Here is a 20,702-nt window from a genome sequence, read left to right as displayed (position 1 = left end):
GTGGCCAACTTCAGCATGCCGCTGCGCGTGCGGTACGTCGAATGCGATATGCAGGGCCGGGCGTTCAACGGCCATTACCTGACCTGGATCGACATGGCGCACACCGAGGCGCTGAGGGAGCTGTTCGGGGGCATCCAGGTTCTGGTGGACCGTGGCATCGACGTGGTGGTCGCCGCGGCCGAACTGCAGTTCCGGATGCCGGCCGGCTTCGACGAAGACCTGGTCGTCGAGGTCACCCTCGACCAGCCGGGCCGGACCTCGCTGCGCAGCACCTACGTCATCCGGCGCGGCCAGGACGTGGTGGCCGAGGCGACCATGATCCATGTCTGCGTCGACGCGACGACGTTCGAGAAGCAGCAGTGGCCGGACTGGTTCCGCGACGAGATGGCCGCCGCATCTTGACCCAGGCCTGCGGGCCGACCACGATGTCCCCATGCGCTATGTCGTTACCGGCGGTACCGGGTTTCTTGGACGCCGGGTCGCAGCCCGGCTGACTGACGTCGACGACGCTGACGTGCTCGTCTGGGAGACCTTCTCCGGCGACGACCCCGGCCCCGTGGATCACGTGGTGAACTGCGCTCCGGGGTGCACCGAGGAGGCCGTCGAGCTGGCCCGCGCGACGGGGGCCTGCCTGCACCAGGTGTCCTCGATTGCGGTGGCCGGCGATTTCCGCGGCCAGTACACCGAGGACGACTTCGACGTGGGCCAGCAGTTGCCCACCCGGCACCACCGGGCCGCATTCACCGCCGAACAAGTGGTCCGCAGCTCCGGTGTGCCGTTCCGGATCTACCGCACCGGCGCCGTCGTGGGCGATTCGCGCACCGGCGAAACTGATCGCATCGCCGGACCCTTGCACTTCTTCCCGGTCCTGGCCCGGCTGGCCACCCTGCCCTCGATCACGCCGATCCTGTTACCCGATATCGGTCGTGCTCATGTGGTGCCGGTGGACTACGTCGGCGAGGCGGTGGTGAAGCTCATGCACGTTGACGGCCACGACGGCCGGACGTTCCACCTCATTGGCGAGGACACCATTGGCCTGCGTGACGTCTATCGCGCGGTCGCGCGCGAGGCGGGCCTTCCGCCGCTGCGGGGTTCGCTGCCGCGGGGTGTCGGGGCGCCGTTCTTGGGCGCGCGGGGCCGGGCAAAGGTGTTGCGCGACATGGCCGCAACGCAGCTCGGGGTGGCCCCGGAGGCACTCGACATGGCCGATACGGCGGCAGAGTTCACCGCCGATCACGCCCGGGAAGTGCTGAGCGCCAAGGGTATTGAGCCGCCCCCCTTCCGATCGTACGGCGCGGCGCTGTGGCGCTACTGGGCCGCGGAGCTGGATCCGAGCCGCGCGCGTACCGGCGATCCGGCCGGTCCGCTGGTGGGCAGGCACGTGATCATCACCGGGGCGTCCAGCGGCATCGGGCGGGCGTCGGCCGTGGCGGTGGCGCAGCGCGGTGCGACGGTGTTCGCACTGGCCCGAAACGGTGCCGCACTCGAGGAATTGGTCGACGAGATCCGCGCTGCGGGCGGTCAGGCGTATGCGTTCAGCTGTGACGTCACCGACGACGAGTCGGTGGACAGCACCATCGCCGAGATCCTGGAGCGCTTCGGACATGTCGACTACCTGGTGAACAACGCGGGCCGCTCGATTCGGCGGTCGGTAACGGCGTCGACCGATCGGATGCACGACTACGAGCGGGTGATGGCGGTCAACTACTTCGGCGCGGTGCGAATGGTGCTGGCACTCCTGCCGCACTGGCGGGCACGGCGTTTCGGGCATGTGGTGAACGTCTCCAGCGCCGGGGTCCAGGCCCGCAACCCGAAGTACAGCTCCTACCTGCCAAGCAAGGCCGCCCTGGATGCGTTCGCCGATGTGGTGGCCTCTGAAACCCTTTCGGACAACATCACCTTCACGACGATCCACATGCCGCTGGTGAAGACCCCGATGATCGAGCCATCCGGGTGGCGTAATCCGGTGCCACCCATCAGCGCCGAGCACGCCGCGGCGATGGTGGTCCGCGCGCTGGTGGACAAACCGGTGCGCATCGACACCCCGTTGGGCACCCTGGCTGATGTCGGCCAGTACTTCACCCCGAAGCTGGCCCGGCGAGTGCTGCATCAGCTCTACCTTGGCTACCCGGACTCCCCCGCCGCGCGCGGCGAGACCCGGCCGCAGCTCGCGGCCAATCCCACCCGCCCGCGGTCGCGCCGCCCGGCCGTACGGGTGCGTGCGCCCCGGCCGGTCAAGCAGGCTGTGCGGCTGGTGCCCGGCGTGCATTGGTGAGGTGGCGCCTGGCCGCCCCGTGAAAACCCGGCCGGTATCGTTACCGCGGTGACGACGGGCGAGGACACCGCAGCGCGGCTGCCCGTGTTCGCCGATGTGGACACCGGCGTGGATGACGCGATGGCGCTGGTCTATCTGCTGGCCAGTCCCGATGCCGAACTCGTCGGAATCGCCTCCACGGGCGGCAACGTCGACGTCGACCAGGTCTGCCGCAACAACCTCGGGCTGCTGGAACTGTGCCGAGCCGGTGACATCCCGGTGTCCCGGGGAGCCGGCGAGCCACTGGCCGACACCATGCGCACCGCCGAGGACACCCACGGCCCGGCAGGCCTGGGCTATGCCGAGCTCCCCACGCACGGCCGCGAACTCACGTCGTATGACTCCGCCGAGGCCTGGGTCCGGGCCGCCCACGCCCGGCCCGGTGAGCTGATCGGTCTGGTGACCGGACCGCTGACCAACCTGGCGTTGGCGGTGCGCGCCGACCCGCATCTGCCGACGCTCCTGCGGCGGCTGGTGATCATGGGCGGATCGTTCGACTATCGCGGCAACACCACACCGGTGGCCGAATGGAACATCAGCGTCGATCCGGAGGCCGCCGCCGAGGTGTTCGCCGCGTGGGGGCGGGCTGTGGAGGCGAATGCGATTGAACCGCATCAGCTTCCGATCGTGTGCGGGCTGAACCTGACCGAGAACATCGCCTTGACCCCGGCGATCCTGAGCCGGCTGGCCGGCGCGGCTGGATCGTCGACGGTGGCGATGAGCGTGCTCGATGCCCGGGGTACCCGATCGGTGGCCGACAATCCGTTGATCCGGGCACTCGAGGACGCGATGCGGTTCTACTTCGAGTTCCATTTCGATCAGGGCGAAGGCTTTCTGGCGCATCTGCACGACCCACTGGCCGCGGCGGTGGCCTTGGACCCCGGTGTTATCGCCACTCGGGCGGCGACGGTCGATGTGGAACTGACCGGCACGCTGACGCGGGCGATGACGATCGCCGACTGGAGCCGCCGCTGGGGCCGGGAACCCAACGCGCACATCGGTGTTGACGTGGACCCGGCAGCGTTCTTCGACCGGTTCATCGAACGGGTCGGACCGTTCGCCCGGGCGCAGGGTCATTCGTAGACCCCTTCCAGATACCACCGGCGCTGCCGGTAACACAGCAGCAGCGCAATGCCCGGTTCCTCCCCGATCAGCACCTGTGCCCGCGCCGTGCGCCCGGGGCGGGACTGCTCGGCCTGGTCCCACCACCGCTCGTCGACCGGCCACGGCCCGGCCCACCACCTCAGCTCGCCCCGGTACTGACCGTCCAGCTGGGCCGGTTCCGCGGTGAACATTCCCCGCGCGGTCACTGTGACCGGATTGCCCTGCGCATCAAGCAGTTCCACCGGGTCGTCGAGGATGACCGTCGGGGCGGGGTCGGGCAGCCGGCCGGGCCAGGGCCGATCAGGATCGGCCCGGGGCACCTGTTCATCGCCGAGTGGAGTCAGCGTGATCCGTTCGGCCGGACCGCGACCGCCAGACAGCATCGGCAGCTGCACGGCTTCCTGGCCGAGGAGACCTTGTACCCGGACCAGGGCCCGGCGGGCCCGCAACCGGTCCTCCTCCCCCACCCCGCCCCAGAGCGGAAGCTGAAGCGCCTCGGCGGATACGACTTCCACCGGCTGCAGCCGCAGCAGCGTCACCGGGGCATTCGGCCGGTCCTGTTGTCTGCGCTGATTGAGCCAGCCGTCGAGCTGCCAGCGCACCCGGTCGGCGGTGGCGTCCTCGGTCAGCGGTTCGGCGCATCGCCACACCCGGGTCAGTTCCCCGCCGTTGGCGGTGACGGCATGGATGGCCAGCCGGGTGCACCCGACACCGGCGGACTCCAGGCTGCGGTGCAGAGTGGCGGCCAGTGTGCGACCGGCGAAGGCGGCGGCATCGACTCGGTCGATGGGTGGGTCGCAGGTGAGCACGGCATCCAGTTCGGCCGGTATCTCACGGCCCGAGGGTCCGCGTACCGGCTCACCGCGGACCAAGCGGTGAGCGGCCACCGCGTCGGCGCCGAACCGGGAGGCCACATCACTGCGGGACAGCTCCGCGAACTGTCCGAATGTGCGGATCCCCATGCGCCACAACAGGTCTGCCAGGTCACCACGACCAGGACCGGACAGGCTCGGCTCGGCAGCCAGTTGCCGGATGGACAGTGCCGAGAGGAACTGCGCATCTCCGCCGTGGTCGATCACCCGGCCGGCCTTGGCGGCGAACACCGCGGTGGCCAGCTGGTCGGCGATCCCGACCTGGCATTCGGCACCGGCTGCGGCGACGGCGTCGACCAGCCGTTCGGCGGCCTGCTGCTCGGAGCCGAAGTAGCGGGCCGCGCCGCGCACCGCCAGCACCAGCAGACCCGGCCGCAGCACCTCAGCCCGCGGCACCACCTCGTCGACCGCGGCCGTTACGCCCTCGAAGAAGCGAGCGTCGCGCGCCGGGTCGGCGGCCACCACATGCAACTGCGGGCAGCGGGCCTGCGATTCGCGCCGCCGCAACCCGCGGCGCACCCCGGCCGCGCGCGCCGCCGACGAACAGGCGATCACCCGGTTGGCCAGGGTGACCGCCACCGGTGCAGTGGCCTCCAGCCCTGCAGCCACCGCCGCGGCCACCGCCGGCCAGTCCATGCACCAGATCGCCAGGACCCGGGCGGTCACATCAGCCGGTCCTGGATCGAACCGACCGGCCACTGGCCCGGACCGACAACCGCACCCGGCTGATCCGCCCGCACCCGGCCACCGGGACACCGCTGCGCCCGGCGGTCACCTCATAGCCGCGCACCCGGGCGTCCAGCCGGATCGAGGCGCCCTGCCAGTCCCCTCGGGTGATAACCAAGGTGCAGCCCTTCTGCCGGGCCCGGGCCACGACCGCCCGCGCACGGGTGGCACTCACCGTCCGGCCGGCCAGGCCGAGGACCACCAGATCCATCCCGTCCATCAACACCGCGGCCACCTCGACCGGATCGGTGCCCGGGTCGGGGACCACCGCGATCCGGCTCAGATCCGCCCCCATCTCCGCGGCGGCGAGCAGGCCGAAATCCGGTACCCCGACCACCGCCACATGACCACCGCCTGCCGTGACCGCCGCGGCCATGCTCACCGGCAGCGACCGGGCTCCGGAGACCACCGCCACCGCCCCGCGCGGCAACCCACCGGGGAGTAGGCCAGCCAGCGATTCAGGGATCGGCAGCAAACTTTCCGACGCCTGAATGACCTCGTCGGCATGCTCGGCGGCCCGGCGCGCGACACCCACCTTGCCGGATACCGCCGCCATCTGCTTGCGCAGCTGTTGTAGCTGCTCAGCGCGGTCAAGCGGGTCTTTTTCCTGGGCAAGCGCCGCCGTCATCGCCCACCTCCAGCTGCGATCGAGATCCACTATGTTCGAAAGTATGTTCGATACTGTGAGTAAACACCCACCCACCGACAGCGTCAAGCGATCTTCAGCCCTTCACGAACGTCGACTTGATGTCGTCACATCGACTGATTCGCGCCAACAACTCGACGTTCGCGCGCAGGATTGAAGGATGAACACCGAACAGGCCGACAAGATCGCACGCGGGACGGGCTTCGTCGCCGCGCTGGACCAGAGCGGCGGCAGCACTCCCAAGGCGCTCAAGCTCTACGGCATCGCCGAGGACGCGTACTCCGGAGACGAGGAGATGTTCGACCTCGTGCACCAGATGCGGACCCGGATCATCACCAGCCCCAGCTTCGACGGTGACCGCATCCTGGCCGCGATCCTGTTCGAGATGACCATGGACCGCGATATCGAGGGCCGTCCCACCGCCGACTACCTGTGGAACGTCAAGAAGATCGTGCCGATCCTGAAGGTCGACAAGGGCCTGTCCGCCGAAGAGAACGGTGCTCAGGTGATGAAACCCATTGGCGGCCTGGACGATCTGCTGGCCCGGGCCGTGGACAAGGGCATCTTCGGGACCAAGATGCGCTCGGTCATCAAGCTTCCCGGCGCCGGACTCGACGCCGTCGTCGACCAGCAGTTCGAGGTCGCCGGTCAGATCCTGGCCGCCGGCCTGGTGCCGATCATCGAACCCGAGGTCGACATCCACAGCGCACAGAAGGCCGCCGCTGAGGACCAGCTCAAAGCCGCCATCATCGATCGCCTCGGTGGCCTGGGCGACGGCCAGCAGGTGATGCTCAAGCTCACGCTGCCCGACACCGACGACCTCTACCGCGATCTGGTCGACCATCCGAACGTGATGCGGGTGCTCGCGCTCTCCGGTGGCTACACCCGCGCCGAGGCCTGCGAACGGCTCTCCCGCAACCACGGTGTGATCGCCAGCTTCTCGCGCGCGCTCACCGAAGGTCTGACCGCCCAGCAGAGCGATGACGAATTCGACAAGACCCTCGATGCGGCGATCGCTGAAATCGACGCTGCCTCAAGGACTTAATTGGAGTTGAGACCGCACTGAGAGCGGCGAATTCGGCGCCGGATCGCTCTCAGTGCATCTCAATGTGACCGCTACTCCCACTCGATGGTGCCGGGTGGCTTGCTCGTGACGTCGAGCACCACCCGGTTCACCTCGGGCACCTCGTTGGTGATGCGGGTGGAGATCCGCTCGAGAACCTCATAAGGCACCCGGGTCCAGTCCGCGGTCATCGCGTCCTCACTGGACACCGGCCGCAGCACGATCGGGTGACCGTAGGTACGCCCGTCGCCCTGCACGCCGACCGACCGGACATCGGCCAGCAGCACCACCGGGCACTGCCAGATCTGCCCGTCCAGGCCCGCCGAGGTCAGCTCCTCACGGGCGATCAGATCCGCCCGGCGCAGCGTGTCGAGCCGGCCCGCCGTCACCTCACCGACGATCCGGATACCCAGCCCCGGGCCCGGGAACGGTTGGCGCGCAACAATATCCTCCGGCAACCCGAGCTCACGGCCGACTGCGCGGACCTCGTCCTTGAACAGCAGCCGCAGCGGTTCGACGAGCTTGAACTTGAGGTCGGCGGGCAGACCACCGACATTGTGGTGGCTCTTGATGTTCGCGGTGCCCGCGCCGCCACCGGATTCGACGACGTCGGGGTACAGCGTGCCCTGCACCAGGAAGTCCACCGGGTGGCCGTCGGAGTCACCCTCGGCCAGCAGGTCGCGCACCGCGCCCTCGAAGGCGCGGATGAACTCGCGGCCGATGATCTTGCGCTTGCCTTCGGGATCGTGCACACCCGAAAGTGCTTCCAGGAAGCGCTCTTCGGCGTCCACCGTGACCAACCGGGCGCCGGTGGCCGCGACGAAGTCGCGCTGCACCTGGGCGCGCTCGCCGGCCCGCAGCAGGCCATGGTCGACGAACACACAGGTCAAGCGGTCGCCGATCGCCCGCTGCACCAGTGCGGCGGCCACCGCGGAGTCCACCCCACCGGACAGCCCGCAGATCGCCTTGCCGTCACCGATCTGGTCGCGCACCTGCTCGATGAGCGTCTCGGCGATGTTGGCCGGCGTCCAGACCGCGCCGATGCCGGCGAAGTCGTGCAGGAACCGGCTGAGCACCTGCTGGCCGTGCGGGGTGTGCATGACCTCGGGGTGGTACTGCACACCGGCCAACCGGCGCGACCGATCCTCGAAGGCGGCCACCGGCGCACCGGAGCTCAGGGCGACGACCTCGAAACCCTCCGGGGCCGACGTCACCGCATCGCCGTGGCTCATCCACACCGGCTGCTTCCCGGGCAGGCCCGAATGCAGCTCGCCACCAAGGACTTCCATCTCGGTGCGGCCGTACTCACTGGTGCCGGTGTGCGCCACGGTGCCGCCGAGCGCCTGAGCCATCGCCTGGAAGCCGTAGCAGATGCCGAACACCGGCACGTCGAGGTCGAACAGAGCCGGGTCGAGCTGCGGCGCGCCCTCGGCGTACACACTGGCCGGCCCACCGGACAGCACGATCGCCTGCGGGTCCCTGGCCTTGATCTCCTCGATCGTCGCGGTGTGCGGAATGACCTCGGAGAACACCCGGGCCTCGCGGACGCGGCGGGCGATCAACTGGGCGTACTGGGCACCGAAGTCGACCACCAGGACAGGACGAGGGGATTCAGCTGTCACTGCCCCAGTCTAGTGGCGACGGTCCGGACCAGCCGCCCGGTCGGCCGAAGGTAGCCTTCGGCCATGAAGAAGGTGCTGGCTGGCCTCACTGTCGGCGTCGCGGCGCTGGCAGGGCGGCGCTACTGGGTGACCCGCGAGGCGCTGGCCGCGGTCCCCCCGGGCTTTCGCAATCCGCTGCTGCTGCTGTTGACGATGGACGTCAGCGCCCGCGCGCTGCCGTGGTCCCGACGGCTTTACGGGTTCAGCACCAAGCCAGGGCCGGGTGTCACCGTGACGCAGCGGCGTATCGACGGGCGGGTGCCCGCTTTGGTGTTCACCCCCGACACCCCCGTCGAGCGCCGGCCGGGGATCCTCTACATCCACGGCGGCGGCATGATCATCGGCTCGCCGGAGAGTGAGGCGATGGGCAGCGGGCGGCTGGCCCGCGACGTCGACGCCGTCGTCGTCTCACCGGACTACCGGCTGGCGCCGGAACATCCGTTCCCTGCCGCCCTCGATGACTGCATGGCAACACTGCACTGGATGCGCGACAATGCCGATGAACTCGGCATCGATCCGGACCGCATTGCCGTCAGCGGATCCAGCGCCGGTGGCGGACTGTCGGCCGCCGTGGCCCAGCGCGCCCACGACGAGGGAGTCCATCTTCGCGCCCAGGTGCTGGTCTACCCGATGATCGACGACCGCACCGCGCTGCGCGACGACCATTACGGGCGGGGCCGCTTCCTGTGGACCCCGGCCTCCAACCAGTTCGCCTGGACGGCCTATCTGGGCCGTCCGCCAAGGGAATCCGACGCTCCGGACTACGCCGCACCCGCACGTCGGGATAACCTGTCCGGCCTGGCCCCGGCATGGGTCGGCGTCGGTGATCTCGACCTGTTCTACGACGAGTCGGTCGACTACGCCGGGCGGCTACAGGCCGCTGGGGTCGAATGCACGCTCGTCACGGTCGCCGGGATGTACCACGGCGCCGACGGGCTGGCCGCCAAACATCCGTCGATGCAGGACTTCCGGCGCGGGGTGGTCGACCACCTGCGCCGGTACCTCAGCCCGCCGAATTGACCGGTGTGATCGGCAGGTGACGCAGTCCGCCGGGCGCGTCGACCGGGACCACCGGGTTCTTCGGTGCGATCGGCTCCAGCCGCCGGTAGGCCTGCCCCTGCCCCGGCCGCTGATCATCCTCGCCGCGGTTGGGCCACAGCGAGGTGGCGCGCTCGGCCTGAGCGGTGATGGACAGTGACGGGTTGACGCCGAGGTTGGCCGAGATGGCCGCGCCGTCCATGACGTGCAGCGTCGGGTAGCCGTACACCCGCTGATAGGGGTCGATCACACCGTGCTCGGCGGTGTCGCCGATCGCCGCACCGCCGAGGAAGTGCGCGGTGAGCGGGATGTTGAACAGCTCGCCCCAGGTGCCGCCGGCCACGCCGTCGATCTTCTTGGCGATGCGCCGGGTGACTTCGTTGCCGACCGGGATCCAGGTCGGGTTCGGCTCGCCGTGGCCCTGCTTGCTGGTGATCCGGCGCAGGCCGAGCACCCCACGCTTGGTGTAGGTGGTGATCGAGTTGTCGAGGTGCTGCATCACCAGCGAGATCATGGTGCGCTCGCTCCAGCGTCGCGGTGAGAGCATCCGCAGCATGCCGCGCGGGTCCTCCCCGGCGTTGAGGAACAGCTGCTTCCAGCGCGGGACGTCGCTGCCCTGTGGGCCGGGTCCGTCGGTCATTAGGGTCTGCAGCAGGCCCATGGCGTTGGAGCCCTTGCCGTAGCGGCACGGCTCGACGTGGGTGTCCGGGCTGGGATGGATCGACGAGGTGATGGCCACCCCGTGGGTGAGGTCCAGGTCGGGGCGGGCCTCCAGCCGCCCGGCGCCGACGATGGACTCCGAGTTGGTGCGGGTCAGCACACCGAGCTTGTCGGAGAGCTTCGGCAGCTTGCCCGTGTCGCGCATCTTGAACAGCAGGTTCTGGGTGCCCCAGGTGCCGGCCGCCAGGATCAGCTGTCCGGCGGTGAATGTGCGAGCGCTCTTGCGGGCCCACCGGCCGGTGCGCACGGTGTGGATCTCCCAGCTGCCGTCGGGCCGCTGCTGGAACCCGGTGACCGTGGTCATCGGAAAGACTTGTGCCCCAGCCTTTTCCGCCAGCCCGAGGTAGTTCTTGACCAGGGTGTTCTTGGCGCCGTGCCGGCATCCGGTCATGCACTCGCCGCATTCGATGCAGCCGGTGCGGGCCGGGCCGACACCGCCGAAGTAGGGGTCCGGCACCGTCTTGCCCGGCGTCTTCTCGCCGCCCGGCCCGAAGAACACTCCAACCGGCGTGGGGGTAAAGGTGTCGCCGACGCCCATCTCGTCGGCCACTTCCTTCATGATGCGGTCGGCGTCGGTGAACGTGGGGTTCTTGACCACGCCGAGCATGCGCTGGGCCTGGTCGTAGTGCGGCATGAGTTCGCCGCGCCAGTCAGTGATGTTCTTCCACTGCGGGTCGTTGAAGAACGGGTCCGGCGGAACGTAGAGGGTGTTGGCGTAGTTCAGCGAGCCGCCGCCCACCCCGGCGCCGGCCAGGATCATCACGTTGCGCAGCAAATGGATTCGCTGGATGCCGTAGCAGCCCAGTCTCGGCGCCCACAGGAACTCCCGCAGCCGCCAGGAGGTCTTGGCGAACTCGTGGTCGGCGAAGCGGCGGCCGGCCTCCAGAACGCCGACCTTGTAGCCCTTTTCGGTCAGGCGCAGCGCGCTGACGCTGCCGCCGAAACCCGAACCGATGATGAGGACGTCGAAATCCGGTTCCATGCCGACCAGTATGAACTTACTGGCCAGTAACCACTAGGTAGGCGACCCTAAGTTCACCCGGCCGTCAGAACTCAGCTGCCGACGGTCAGACCGACCTTCTGGAACTCCTTGAGGTCGCAGTACCCGGCCTTGGCCATCGACCGGCGCAAGCCGCCGACCAGGTTCAGCGAGCCGAACGGATCGTCGGACGGTCCGTTGAGCACCCGATCCAGCGACGGCCGCTCCCCGACCGCCACCTGCAGCAGCGCGCCGCGCGGCAGCGACGGGTGCGCGGCGGCCGAGGGCCAGAACCAGCCGTCACCGAGCGCCTCGGCCGACGCGGACAGCGGGGTGCCGAGTACCACCGCGTCAGCGCCGCAGGCGATGGCCTTGGCCAGGTCACCAGAGGTGTGGATGTCGCCGTCGGCCAGGACGTGAACGTAGGGGGTGCCGAGTACCACCGCGTCAGCGCCGCAGGCGATGGCCTTGGCCAGGTCACCAGAGGTGTGGATGTCGCCGTCGGCCAGGACGTGAACGTAGCGCCCGCCGGTCTCGTCGAGGTACTCGCGGCGCGCGGCGGCGGCGTCGGCGATCGCGGTGGCCATCGGCACGCTGATGCCGAGCACCTCGTCGCTGGTCGTCACCCCGGAGGTCGAGCCGTAGCCCACGATCACCCCCGCCGCGCCGGTGCGCATCAGGTGCAGTGCGGTGCGATGGTCCAGCACACCGCCGGCGACCACCGGAATGTCGAGTTCGGAGATGAACGTCTTGAGGTTCAGCGGCTCCCCGTCGTTGGCCACCCGCTCGGCGGAGATGATCGTGCCCTGGATGACCAGCAGGTCGATCCCGGCCGCCACCAGCGTCGGGGTCAGCAGCTGGGCGTTCTGCGGGCTGACCCGCACGGCGGTGGTCACCCCGGCCTCGCGGATTCGCGCCACGGCAGCGCCGAGCAGGTCGGGGTCCAGCGGTGCGGCGTGCAACTGCTGCAGCAGCCGGATCGAGGTCGACGGCTCAGGCTCCTTGGCGGCCGCCTCGATCACCTGGGCGACCTTGGCCTCGACGTCGGCGTGCCTGCCGATCAGGCCCTCGCCGTTGATCACCCCCAGACCGCCGAGACGGCCCAGTTCGATGGCGAACTCCGGCGAGACCAGCGCGTCGGTCGGGTGCGCCACGACGGGGATCTCGAAGCGGTAGGCATCCAACTGCCAGGCCGTCGAGACATCCTGCGAGGAACGGGTGCGACGGGACGGGACGATGTTGATGTCGTCGAGTTCGTAGGTACGGCGGGCTGTTCTGCCCATGCCGATTTCAACCATGTCACGCATCCGGTGGACCCCTAGCGGGCGTAGTAGTTGGGAGCTTCGACGGTCATCGTGATGTCGTGCGGATGGCTCTCTTTGAGACCCGCCGCGGTGATCCGGACGAACTGGGCGTGCTGCAGCGCTTCGATGCTCGCCGCACCGGTGTAGCCCATGGCCGCACGCAGACCGCCGGTGAGCTGATGGATCACGGTGGCCAGCGGGCCGCGGAACGGCACCCGGCCCTCGATGCCCTCGGGCACCAGCTTGTCCTCGGAGAGCACGTCGTCCTGGAAGTAGCGGTCCTTGGAATACGACTTGGCCGCGCCGCGGCCCTGCATGGCGCCCAGCGACCCCATGCCGCGGTAGCTCTTGAACTGCTTTCCGTTCACGAAGATCAATTCGCCCGGCGCCTCGGCGGTGCCCGCCAGCAGCGAGCCGAGCATGGCGGTGGAGGCGCCCGCGGCGAGCGCCTTGGCGATGTCACCGGAGTACTGCAGACCGCCGTCGGCGATCACCGGCACCCCGTGCGGTGCGCACGCGGCGGTGGCTTCCAGGATCGCGGTGATCTGCGGGGCCCCGACGCCGGCGACGACGCGGGTGGTGCAGATGGAGCCGGGGCCCACCCCGACCTTGACGGCGTCGGCCCCGGCCTCGACGAGGGCGGCCGCCGCGCTGCGGGTGGCGACGTTGCCGCCGATCACCTCGACGCGGTCCCCGACCTCGGCCTTGACTTTGCCGACCATCTCCAGCACCAGGCGGTTGTGGGCGTGTGCGGTGTCGACCACCAGCACATCGACACCGGCGTCGGCCAGCGCCATCGCGCGGTCCCAGGCGTCGTCGCCGACACCGACGGCCGCCCCGACCAGAAGACGGCCGTCACTGTCCTTGGTGGCCAGCGGGTGCTGTTCGGTTTTGACGAAGTCCTTGACGGTGATCAGTCCGGTCAGCCGGCCGTGGCCGTCGACGATCGGAAGTTTCTCGATCTTGTTGCGGCGCAACAGTCCCAGGGCCGCGTCGGCGCTGACCCCCTCCTGCGCGGTGATGAGCGGCGACTTCGTCATCACCTCGGAGACGGGCTTGCTCATGTCGACTTCGAAGCGCATGTCGCGGTTGGTGATGATGCCGACGAGTGAACCCTGGGCATCCACCACAGGCAGGCCGGAAATCCGGAACCGGGCACACATGGCGTCGACCTCGGCCAGGGTGTTCTCCGGCGAGCAGGTCACCGGGTCGGTGACCATGCCGGCTTCGGAGCGCTTGACCATCTCGACCTGGCCGGCCTGTTCGGTGATCGACAGGTTGCGGTGCAGCACGCCCATCCCGCCCTGGCGGGCCATCGCGATGGCCATCCTGGCCTCGGTGACGGTGTCCATGGCCGAGCTGACCAGCGGCACCCGCAGCCGGATCTTCTTGGTGAGCTGGCTGGAGGTGTCGGCGTTGGCGGGCACGACGTCCGAGGCGGCCGGCAGCAGCAGCACATCGTCGAACGTCAGGCCCAGCATCGCGACCTTGTTCGGGTCATCACCGCCGGTGAAGACCGGGTCGTCGACCAGGCCTGACAGACGCGCGGCGAGGCCGTCGATGCGGCCGGTGCTGCCTTCGGCAATGGACATCGGTGAGGCCCCCATCAGCTGGCGGAATGAGAGCCCCATCCTATCGGCTCGGGGTTGCGTTCCCTGGCGCGATACCCGCCGTGCTGACTAGTGTGGAGGCGTGCGCGACCACCTTCCACCAGGCCTGCCGCCAGATCCGTTCGCCGACGACCCGTGCGATCCCTCTGCGGCGCTCGATGCACTGGAGCCCGGCCAGCCTCTGGACCCCCAGGAGCGCGCCGCGGTGGAAGCCGATCTCGCCGACCTTGCGGTCTATGAGGCCCTGCTCGCCCATAAGGGCATCCGCGGGCTGGTGGTGTGCTGCGACGAATGCCAGCAGGACCACTACCACGACTGGGATATGTTGCGCGCCAACCTACTTCAGCTTCTCGTCGACGGCACGGTGCGACCGCACGAGCCGGCCTATGATCCCGAGCCCGACGCCTACGCCACGTGGGATTACTGCCGCGGCTACGCCGACGCCTCACTGAACGAGGCAACCTCGGACTACGACGGCTTCCGCTGACGTCACCTCAGGCGTGATCAGCCGGCGCCGCTCTGGCTGGCTCCACTCCCCCCGAGCTGGGGCAACACCGGCATCGGCACCACAGTGGTGGTAATCACGATTTGCGGCTGGGTCTTGGGCGCCTGAACCGCCGTGGACGGCACCGTCGCGACGGCACTCGGAATCGACGCGGCCGGCGGTGCGGTGATGGCGGGTGCGACCGTGGTCGGAGCTACCGCCGTCGGTGCTGCCGTGGTCGCCGACTGCTCTACCAGCACCGATGTAGTGGTCGCCGCAGCCGGTGACTGCGCGGCCGCGGCCGCACTGGTCGTCGTGGTGGTCGCGGCGGGCGCCGCCGTCGTGGTCACCGCAGTCGTGGTCGTCGGCGTGGTACCGGCCGTCGTGGTCGGGGCGGCGGTGGTCGTCGACGGCGCTGACGAGGTGGTCGGCGCCGAGGACGTGGTCGGCGCGGCCGATGTGGCGGTCGTGGGCGGCACCGTCGTCGTCGGTGCGGTCGTCGTCGACGACGGCGAGGCCGGCGAGGTGGTTTCAGTGCTCGACGTCGGGGTGTCCGACGGTCCCGGACCACCGACCGCGCTGGACTCTCCCGGGGTGGTCGAGATCGTGATCGGCGGCAGGGTCGGCACGCTGGTCGGCGGTACTTCCGGGCCGTCGGACGGCGTCACGACCGCGGGCACCAGCTCGGTGGCCGACGGCGGCACGGTGAAGGTGATGCCCGGCGGGACCGTCGCCTCCGGGTTCTTCTCCACGACCTTGGCGGCCAACTCGTTCCACTGCTCGAGCACCTGCTGCTTCTGCGGCGCGTCTGCGACTCCGGCCACCTGGTTGTTGACCTCGACCAACTTGGCTTGGGCCGCTGGCCAGTCGCCCTGCTCAACCAGCTGCTGAACCTGTTTGAGCTGTTCGGCGGCGGAGGCGAGGGCGACCTGGTCCTCGCGGACATTCGTGGGCTCGCCGAACAACATCGTGTGCAGCCCATAGAGCGCATCGCCAGGTCCGGCGCCGTAGACGACAGCACCGAAGCCGCCGACAGCCAGCACGCCGGCCGCCGCGGCGCCGACGATGCTCAGGCCGCGTCGGCTGCGTGCCGGACCGGAGGCGCGCTGGTTGCGCTTCTCGACGATGCCGGCGTTCAGCGCGGTGACTGCATCGCGTTCGGTGATCAGACCGGTGGCCGGGGGCCAGCGCATCTCGTCGCGCCATTCCCCGAGCAGCGACGCCAGCATGGCATCGCCCTGGTCCTGGGGGGCCACCGGACGGCCGGTGGCCAGGGCCTCGATGAACTGGTCGCTGCGCACGATGGCGTCCAGCGACGGGTCGTCGTTGCGGGAGTTGCGTCCGAAATCAGGCATAGTCGGCACCGCCTGTCGCGGTGATCTCGGTTTTCAGCCTGGCCAGTGCCCGGTGCTGGGCGACCCGCACCGCACCCGGGGTGCTGCCGACGGCGTCGGCCGTCTCCTCGGCGGACAACCCCACCACGATGCGCAGGATCAGGATCTCGCGCTGTTTCTCGGGCAGGATCTGCAGGAGCTTGTTCATCCGCTCCGAGGTATCGGCCTGGACCGCCATCTGTTCGGGACCCGCTTCCAGCGAGTACCGCTCCGGCACCACATCAGTGGGGTCGGACTTGTTACGGGCCGCGGCGCGGTGAGCGTCGGCGACCTTGTGGGCAGCGATGCCGTACACGAAGGCCAGGAAGGGGCGACCCTGATCCTGGTAGCGCGGCAGCGCCTGAATGGCGGCCAAGCAAACCTCCTGTGCGACGTCATCGGCTGAGAGGCCCACTCGCTCCGTGGTCCCCAGGCGAGCCCGGATGTACCGGACCACGATGGGGCGAATGGTCTCTACCACTTCCCGGAGCGCATCCCGACTACCGGCCACAGCCTCAGCAACGGCGGCGTCGAGACGATCTCCTGGAATTGTCATCGACGGCGATATCTCCAACGTTACGAAGCGGGCTCTACCTGGCAGCCATTGAGCTAGACAATATCGGCCCAGCCTGGCGATCGGGCGTTAGCCGGGGCACCACTGACCACCGCGCCGCGTGATCGTGGCGGCACATTCGTCTCGGATTGCCGAGACTTGCTGTGACGTAAGCGTTGTACTTCCGATATCGAAAAGTAGACACGCCAGAGCCCAGCGCAACGGGACCAGTCCGTGGGTCAGCGTGTCGTCCAGCGCCGCATCAGCGACCGCCCGGGAGCGCTCCGGCAAGCCCGCGCTGCAGAGCGCGGCGGCGAGCACGACATCGCTTTTGACGCGGTGCCGGCGCAGCGCCGGCAGGGCCGCCTCGGCAAGCTCGACCCCGTGCTCGGCATGGTTCAGCGCGTCGGTTCCCCGGCCGCCGGCCATGGCCAGTTCGGCGCGCACCCACGCCAGCCGGATCGCCAGCCGCGGCGGCCACGCGTCCGCTCCGTCGAGCGCAGCGGCGGCACGGTCGAGCAGGACCTGGGAGACGGCCAGCCGACCCACGCCGAGGGCGTCGGCCGCCAGTCCGACAAGCGCATCGACGCGCGCCTCGAGGGTGTGCGGACTGTCGTGGGCGACGTGCGCCAGTGCCAGTGCCCGTCCGTCCCAGCCGCGGGCCAGCCGGTGACCGCCGAGCTGACGCAGGAATGAGGCATGCGTACTCATGGCCAGAGACGCCAGCGGTCCGGCCGGCCGGATGCGGCGCAGCGCATCGAGGTCGGCGCGGGCGCCGCTGTAGTGACCTTGAGCGCCGGCGGCGACAGCGCGCAGCCACAGCTCCTCGGGCGTGTGCGCGGTGGGCAGCGGCCAGCATTCCGGATCGCGGCCGAACGCCGCGGCGGTTAACGTGGTGGAAGTCATCTGGGGGCGACGCTATCAATCCGAACCAACAAAGACGTCAGTTAACAGTTTGTGGTCCCCGTGTTACGTGCATGTCAACTACCTATAGATCGCTAGGAAATCCCGGGCGCGCCATCCTGGGTAAATCACGGAAGTGTCACATCGGGCCTGGCGGAGTTAGCACCTCACCCGGCGCCGGTGGGTCGCAATGATGAACGTGATGTAAATTCTCAAGCTGCTGTTATGTGATTGAGCACATGACGCGGCTATTGACTCGCTTTGCAAGCCACCCCTAATTTTGTGGGCACGAGTAGTCATCGGCGACAGGCTCGGATCGGTTCCACAACTCACGCGTTCGAAAGATGCGCGGGGAGAGGGGTTTTCCAATGCCACAGCCGCAGCAGCTACCCGGCCCCAACGCCGACATCTGGGATTGGCAGATGCAAGGACTTTGCCGGGGCGTCGATTCGTCCATGTTCTTCCACCCTGATGGTGAGCGCGGCCGCGCCCGTGCGCAGCGCGAGATGCGCGCCAAGGAGATGTGCCGGCGCTGCCCGGTGATCGCCCACTGCCGTTCGCACGCACTGTCCGTCGGCGAGCCCTACGGCATCTGGGGCGGATTGAGCGAATCGGAGCGCGAACTGTTGCTCAAGCGCGGTATCCGTCGCACCGCCTGATCACAGCAAACATCACAAGAGGCCCATCCCGACCGGGGTGGGCCTCTTGCTGTCACACGGGAAGCGTTGTCCCCGTCTCCTTCTCGGCGAAGGTCCAGAGCCGACGGGCGTCGTCGTAGCTGCACGCATTGCCCGACCGTCCGGCCAACGTCGGTCCGCCCTTGAGGCCGAGCCGGCTATCGATTCCGACGTAGCTGCCGGGCGGGATCGGCTCGCTGATGCAGTACAGCGTGGTCGCAGCACCGGCGTCGATGTCGTTGCCCAACCGGTTGGCCGCCGACTGCACGATGGTGTGGAAAGCGGCCATCACCCGCTTGTCGGAAACATTGGACAGATTGGATGCCACCCAACCCGGGTGGGTGAGCTGACTGATCACCGGCGAGCGCGCCACCCGTAGCCGCCGGTCGAGTTCGAGCCCCCACAGCATCACGGCCAGCTTGGAGCGGGCGTAGGCCGGGAACGACGACCACGTGCTGGTCCGCAGGTGCGGGTCGTCGAACGCGAAGGTGCCCTGTTTGTGACCGTCGGATCCGACATTGATGATCTGCTTGCGGACGCGCTCGAACAGCAGATTGGTCAGTGCGAACGGGCCGAGGAAGTTGGTGCCGAGCATCGTCTCGAAACCGTCGACCGTCTCGCTGCGGGTGGTGGTGACGATGCCGGCGTTGTTGATGAGGATGTCGACGTCACCCTCGAACAGGCCGGGGAACGCCCGCACCGACGCCTGGTCGGCGAGGTCGAGTTTGACGACCTCGGTGCTCCCGCCGATCTCGGCGGCGCGCTGAGCGCCGAACTCGACGTTGCGCACGGCCATGATGACGTGTGCGCCCGCCCGGACCAGGGCGCGTGCGGTGGCCAGACCGACGCCGTTGGTAGCACCCGTCACGATGATGCGCGTGCCGCTGAGGTCACCGAGACGGCTGACCGACCATTCCGAAGTCACGCGGCGAGGATAGCTATCGGATGGTTGACACAACAGGCTTCAGCTGATTACCTACGACCAATACTCAGTAATTCCGGTCACATTGCCTAACTTTGCAATGAAGAGGGGCTAATGGAATGAGTGACAGCGCCCGCGAGATCGAGAACCTGATCTACCGCTACGCCGAGCTCCTCGACGGCGGAGAACTCGACGGGGTCGCCGAGCTCTTCACGCACGGGCGCATCACCGCGATGGAAGAGCCGCCGCCCGAAGCGATCTTCGCCGGGGTCGCCGGGGTCCGACGGATGTACGGCATGGCCACCCGCCTCTATGAAGACGGCACACCCAAGACCCGGCACCACACGACCAACGTCCAGATCTACGTCGACGAGGCAGCCGACCGAGCCGAAGCCCGCTCCTACTACAGCGTCACCCAGGCGACACCCGATCTGCCGTTGCAGATCATCGTCACCGGCCACTATCGCGACACCTTCCATCGACTCGACGGACAGTGGTGGTTCGACACCCGGATCATGTTCGTCGACCAGGTCGGCGACACCAGCCATCATCTGAAGTTCTGAGGGTCGTGAGCACGCCATTCGATGTCACCGAGCTGACGGCGCAGGCACAGCGCAAGGAAGACCTGCAGGACTGGGGCCCGCTGAGCTTTCACACCCCTCTGACGGTGCTCGCCCACAGCTATGCGACGGCCGATCTCAACGACGTCGGTGTCCACATCCTGCGCTCCGGTCTGGTTCACAGCCTGCGGATGCGCCTCCGTGCCCAGGAGTGGTTCCGGCGACACCCGAAAATCCTGGACGAGAAGATCGTCGCACCGATCGTTGTCGTCGGAATGATGCGCAGCGGAACCACCCTGCTTCAGCGACTGCTGGCTGCCGATGACCGATTCCACTGTGCCTACGGCTGGGAAGTGGTCGAGGTTGCCCCAAAGTTGGACCACCAGTGGTCCCCTCAGGACGACCCCCGGATCGCGATCAGCGAGAAACGCGAAGCCGTGTCGCGGGAACTGACTCCGGAGCTTTTCGCCATCCACCCGATGCACGCCCGCGAACCCGAAGAAGAGATCGTCTTTCTCTCGGACGCATTCCTGTCGCACGTCCCGGAGTCCGGCGCCCACGTACCGGAGTACCGGGCCTGGATCGACACCCAGGACTTCACGCCCGCTTACACCTACCTTCATCGGATGCTGCAATTCCTGCAGTGGCAGAAGCGGCAGTGCGGCCGGACCGCGCAACGATGGGTGCTCAAATCTCCCGCGCACCTGGGCTACCTCGACGTGCTGCGGGCCCAGTTCCCGGATCTGCACATCGTCCACATGCACCGTGATCCCCGGGACACGATCGCCTCCGGAGCCAGTCTCAACGCCACGTTGCACGCGATGCACTCCGACCGCGTGGACCGCCGCCAGGTCGGCGCCGAGTGGCTCGAGAGGATGGGCTGGACCAATGACCGCGCGATGGCGGTGCGCTCGCAATGGTCCGACGAGTCGTCGCGCTGCACTGATATCGAATTCATCGACGCCGTGGCCGATCCCATCGGCCAGGTGAGCCGCGTCTATGACGCGATCAATCTTGCGCTGAGCGCGTCCGCCGAGGCCGCCATGCGCCGCTGGCTAAGTGATCGACCCCGTGAGACGAGTCGACCGCCCTACGCCGCCGCAGACTTCCAGCTCAGCGATAGCCAGATCAACGAACGATTCGCCACCTACAACGCCCGGTTCCGTCCCCATGCAGAGAGTTCGAGGTAACGA

Annotated in this window: 19 protein-coding genes; 9 read left to right on the top strand and 10 right to left on the bottom strand. The window is 68.5% G+C overall.

What is annotated here, in order from left to right:
* The 3 genes from BN3385_RS08365 to BN3385_RS08355 are packed head-to-tail and all read left to right on the top strand — an operon-like array spanning position 1 to position 3,397.
* Entirely contained in the window at positions 1–402 is a 402-nt protein-coding gene (locus BN3385_RS08365; protein ID WP_059016074.1) for an acyl-CoA thioesterase, read from the top strand.
* 31 nt (positions 403–433) lie between these two features.
* Positions 434–2,275 carry an SDR family oxidoreductase gene (locus tag BN3385_RS08360; protein WP_059016073.1) on the top strand — a complete coding sequence of 614 codons (1,842 nt, stop codon included), beginning with the start codon at positions 434–436 and terminating at the stop codon, positions 2,273–2,275.
* 48 nt (positions 2,276–2,323) lie between these two features.
* Positions 2,324–3,397 carry a nucleoside hydrolase gene (locus BN3385_RS08355; protein ID WP_286141690.1) on the top strand — a complete coding sequence of 358 codons (1,074 nt, stop codon included), beginning with the start codon at positions 2,324–2,326 and terminating at the stop codon, positions 3,395–3,397.
* On the opposite strand, the gene BN3385_RS08350 is transcribed toward BN3385_RS08355, so the two are convergent.
* Both BN3385_RS08350 and imuA' read right to left on the bottom strand, forming a co-directional pair.
* Positions 3,388–4,926, bottom strand: a complete 1,539-nt coding sequence (locus tag BN3385_RS08350) for a DNA polymerase Y family protein (protein ID WP_059016500.1) — start codon at positions 4,924–4,926, stop codon at positions 3,388–3,390. The genes BN3385_RS08355 and BN3385_RS08350 overlap by 10 nt on opposite strands.
* A gap of 31 nt (positions 4,927–4,957) precedes the next feature.
* Positions 4,958–5,644 carry a DnaE2-dependent mutagenesis accessory factor ImuA' gene (imuA', locus tag BN3385_RS08345; RefSeq protein WP_059016072.1) on the bottom strand — a complete coding sequence of 229 codons (687 nt, stop codon included), beginning with the start codon at positions 5,642–5,644 and terminating at the stop codon, positions 4,958–4,960.
* Positions 5,645–5,822: 178 nt separating this feature from the next.
* On the opposite strand from imuA', the gene BN3385_RS08340 reads away from it, so the two are divergent.
* Complete coding sequence (locus BN3385_RS08340; protein ID WP_059016071.1) at positions 5,823–6,707, top strand: fructose bisphosphate aldolase; 885 nt, start codon at positions 5,823–5,825, stop codon at positions 6,705–6,707.
* A gap of 71 nt (positions 6,708–6,778) precedes the next feature.
* On the opposite strand, the gene guaA is transcribed toward BN3385_RS08340, so the two are convergent.
* Positions 6,779–8,347: a glutamine-hydrolyzing GMP synthase gene (guaA, locus tag BN3385_RS08335; protein ID WP_059016070.1), complete on the bottom strand. Its 1,569-nt coding sequence runs from the start codon at positions 8,345–8,347 to the stop codon at positions 6,779–6,781.
* A gap of 63 nt (positions 8,348–8,410) precedes the next feature.
* Here guaA and BN3385_RS08330 point away from each other — a divergent pair, with 63 nt between their 5' ends.
* The gene (locus BN3385_RS08330) at positions 8,411–9,406 is read left to right on the top strand and encodes an alpha/beta hydrolase (RefSeq protein WP_059016069.1); all 996 of its coding nucleotides are present in this window, start codon (positions 8,411–8,413) and stop codon (positions 9,404–9,406) included.
* On the opposite strand, the gene BN3385_RS08325 is transcribed toward BN3385_RS08330, so the two are convergent.
* The 3 genes from BN3385_RS08325 to guaB all read right to left on the bottom strand — a co-directional run bounded on the left by BN3385_RS08325 (position 9,390) and on the right by guaB (position 14,019).
* The gene (locus BN3385_RS08325; RefSeq protein WP_059016068.1) at positions 9,390–11,126 is read right to left on the bottom strand and encodes a GMC oxidoreductase; all 1,737 of its coding nucleotides are present in this window, start codon (positions 11,124–11,126) and stop codon (positions 9,390–9,392) included. The genes BN3385_RS08330 and BN3385_RS08325 overlap by 17 nt on opposite strands.
* 71 nt (positions 11,127–11,197) lie before the next feature.
* Complete coding sequence (locus BN3385_RS08320; RefSeq protein ID WP_156432689.1) at positions 11,198–12,421, bottom strand: GuaB3 family IMP dehydrogenase-related protein; 1,224 nt, start codon at positions 12,419–12,421, stop codon at positions 11,198–11,200.
* A 20-nt stretch (positions 12,422–12,441) separates the two neighbouring features.
* Entirely contained in the window at positions 12,442–14,019 is a 1,578-nt protein-coding gene (gene guaB / locus BN3385_RS08315; protein ID WP_059016499.1) for an IMP dehydrogenase, read from the bottom strand.
* A gap of 100 nt (positions 14,020–14,119) precedes the next feature.
* Between guaB and BN3385_RS08310 the strand changes: the two genes are divergently transcribed.
* Entirely contained in the window at positions 14,120–14,524 is a 405-nt protein-coding gene (locus BN3385_RS08310) for a DUF5319 domain-containing protein (RefSeq protein ID WP_059016066.1), read from the top strand.
* 17 nt (positions 14,525–14,541) lie between these two features.
* Here the strand turns inward: BN3385_RS08310 and BN3385_RS08305 are convergent, their stop codons facing one another.
* The 3 genes from BN3385_RS08305 to BN3385_RS08295 all read right to left on the bottom strand — a co-directional run bounded on the left by BN3385_RS08305 (position 14,542) and on the right by BN3385_RS08295 (position 17,353).
* Positions 14,542–15,876: an anti-sigma-D factor RsdA gene (locus BN3385_RS08305; protein WP_059016065.1), complete on the bottom strand. Its 1,335-nt coding sequence runs from the start codon at positions 15,874–15,876 to the stop codon at positions 14,542–14,544.
* The gene (locus BN3385_RS08300; protein WP_059016064.1) at positions 15,869–16,450 is read right to left on the bottom strand and encodes a sigma-70 family RNA polymerase sigma factor; all 582 of its coding nucleotides are present in this window, start codon (positions 16,448–16,450) and stop codon (positions 15,869–15,871) included. Before BN3385_RS08300 ends, BN3385_RS08305 begins: the two co-directional genes overlap by 8 nt.
* An 87-nt stretch (positions 16,451–16,537) precedes the next feature.
* A complete protein-coding gene (locus tag BN3385_RS08295; RefSeq protein WP_059016063.1) occupies positions 16,538–17,353 on the bottom strand; it encodes a hypothetical protein in 816 nt (271 codons plus the stop codon).
* A gap of 365 nt (positions 17,354–17,718) precedes the next feature.
* Here BN3385_RS08295 and BN3385_RS08290 point away from each other — a divergent pair, with 365 nt between their 5' ends.
* Entirely contained in the window at positions 17,719–18,009 is a 291-nt protein-coding gene (locus BN3385_RS08290; RefSeq protein ID WP_059016062.1) for a WhiB family transcriptional regulator, read from the top strand.
* Positions 18,010–18,061: 52 nt separating this feature from the next.
* Here BN3385_RS08290 and BN3385_RS08285 read toward each other — a convergent pair whose 3' ends face one another.
* Positions 18,062–18,952, bottom strand: a complete 891-nt coding sequence (locus BN3385_RS08285; protein ID WP_059016061.1) for an SDR family NAD(P)-dependent oxidoreductase — start codon at positions 18,950–18,952, stop codon at positions 18,062–18,064.
* Between the two features lie 116 nt (positions 18,953–19,068).
* Between BN3385_RS08285 and BN3385_RS08280 the strand changes: the two genes are divergently transcribed.
* Complete coding sequence (locus BN3385_RS08280; protein WP_059016060.1) at positions 19,069–19,512, top strand: nuclear transport factor 2 family protein; 444 nt, start codon at positions 19,069–19,071, stop codon at positions 19,510–19,512.
* A gap of 5 nt (positions 19,513–19,517) precedes the next feature.
* On the top strand, positions 19,518–20,699 hold the full coding sequence (locus BN3385_RS08275; protein ID WP_059016059.1) for a sulfotransferase family protein: 1,182 nt from the start codon (positions 19,518–19,520) through the stop codon (positions 20,697–20,699).
* The last annotated feature ends 3 nt before the right edge of the window (positions 20,700–20,702 follow it).

The organism is Mycobacterium sp. M26 (assembly GCF_001494595.1).
Taxonomy (GTDB): Bacteria; Actinomycetota; Actinomycetes; order Mycobacteriales; family Mycobacteriaceae; genus Mycobacterium.
This window is presented reverse-complemented; position numbering and strand designations above follow the sequence as displayed.

Coding starts and splice junctions, on each gene's coding strand:
- BN3385_RS08340 (WP_059016071.1), top strand. CDS start 5,823: ATGAACACCGAACAGGCCGACAAGATCGCACGCGGGACGGGCTTCGTC.
- BN3385_RS08290 (WP_059016062.1), top strand. CDS start 17,719: ATGCCACAGCCGCAGCAGCTACCCGGCCCCAACGCCGACATCTGGGAT.
- BN3385_RS08280 (WP_059016060.1), top strand. CDS start 19,069: ATGAGTGACAGCGCCCGCGAGATCGAGAACCTGATCTACCGCTACGCC.
- BN3385_RS08320 (WP_156432689.1), bottom strand. CDS start 12,421: ATGGTTGAAATCGGCATGGGCAGAACAGCCCGCCGTACCTACGAACTC.
- imuA' (WP_059016072.1), bottom strand. CDS start 5,644: ATGACGGCGGCGCTTGCCCAGGAAAAAGACCCGCTTGACCGCGCTGAG.
- BN3385_RS08295 (WP_059016063.1), bottom strand. CDS start 17,353: ATGACTTCCACCACGTTAACCGCCGCGGCGTTCGGCCGCGATCCGGAA.
- BN3385_RS08325 (WP_059016068.1), bottom strand. CDS start 11,126: ATGGAACCGGATTTCGACGTCCTCATCATCGGTTCGGGTTTCGGCGGC.
- BN3385_RS08330 (WP_059016069.1), top strand. CDS start 8,411: ATGAAGAAGGTGCTGGCTGGCCTCACTGTCGGCGTCGCGGCGCTGGCA.
- BN3385_RS08305 (WP_059016065.1), bottom strand. CDS start 15,876: ATGCCTGATTTCGGACGCAACTCCCGCAACGACGACCCGTCGCTGGAC.
- BN3385_RS08350 (WP_059016500.1), bottom strand. CDS start 4,926: ATGGACTGGCCGGCGGTGGCCGCGGCGGTGGCTGCAGGGCTGGAGGCC.
- BN3385_RS08360 (WP_059016073.1), top strand. CDS start 434: ATGCGCTATGTCGTTACCGGCGGTACCGGGTTTCTTGGACGCCGGGTC.
- BN3385_RS08300 (WP_059016064.1), bottom strand. CDS start 16,450: ATGACAATTCCAGGAGATCGTCTCGACGCCGCCGTTGCTGAGGCTGTG.
- guaB (WP_059016499.1), bottom strand. CDS start 14,019: ATGTCCATTGCCGAAGGCAGCACCGGCCGCATCGACGGCCTCGCCGCG.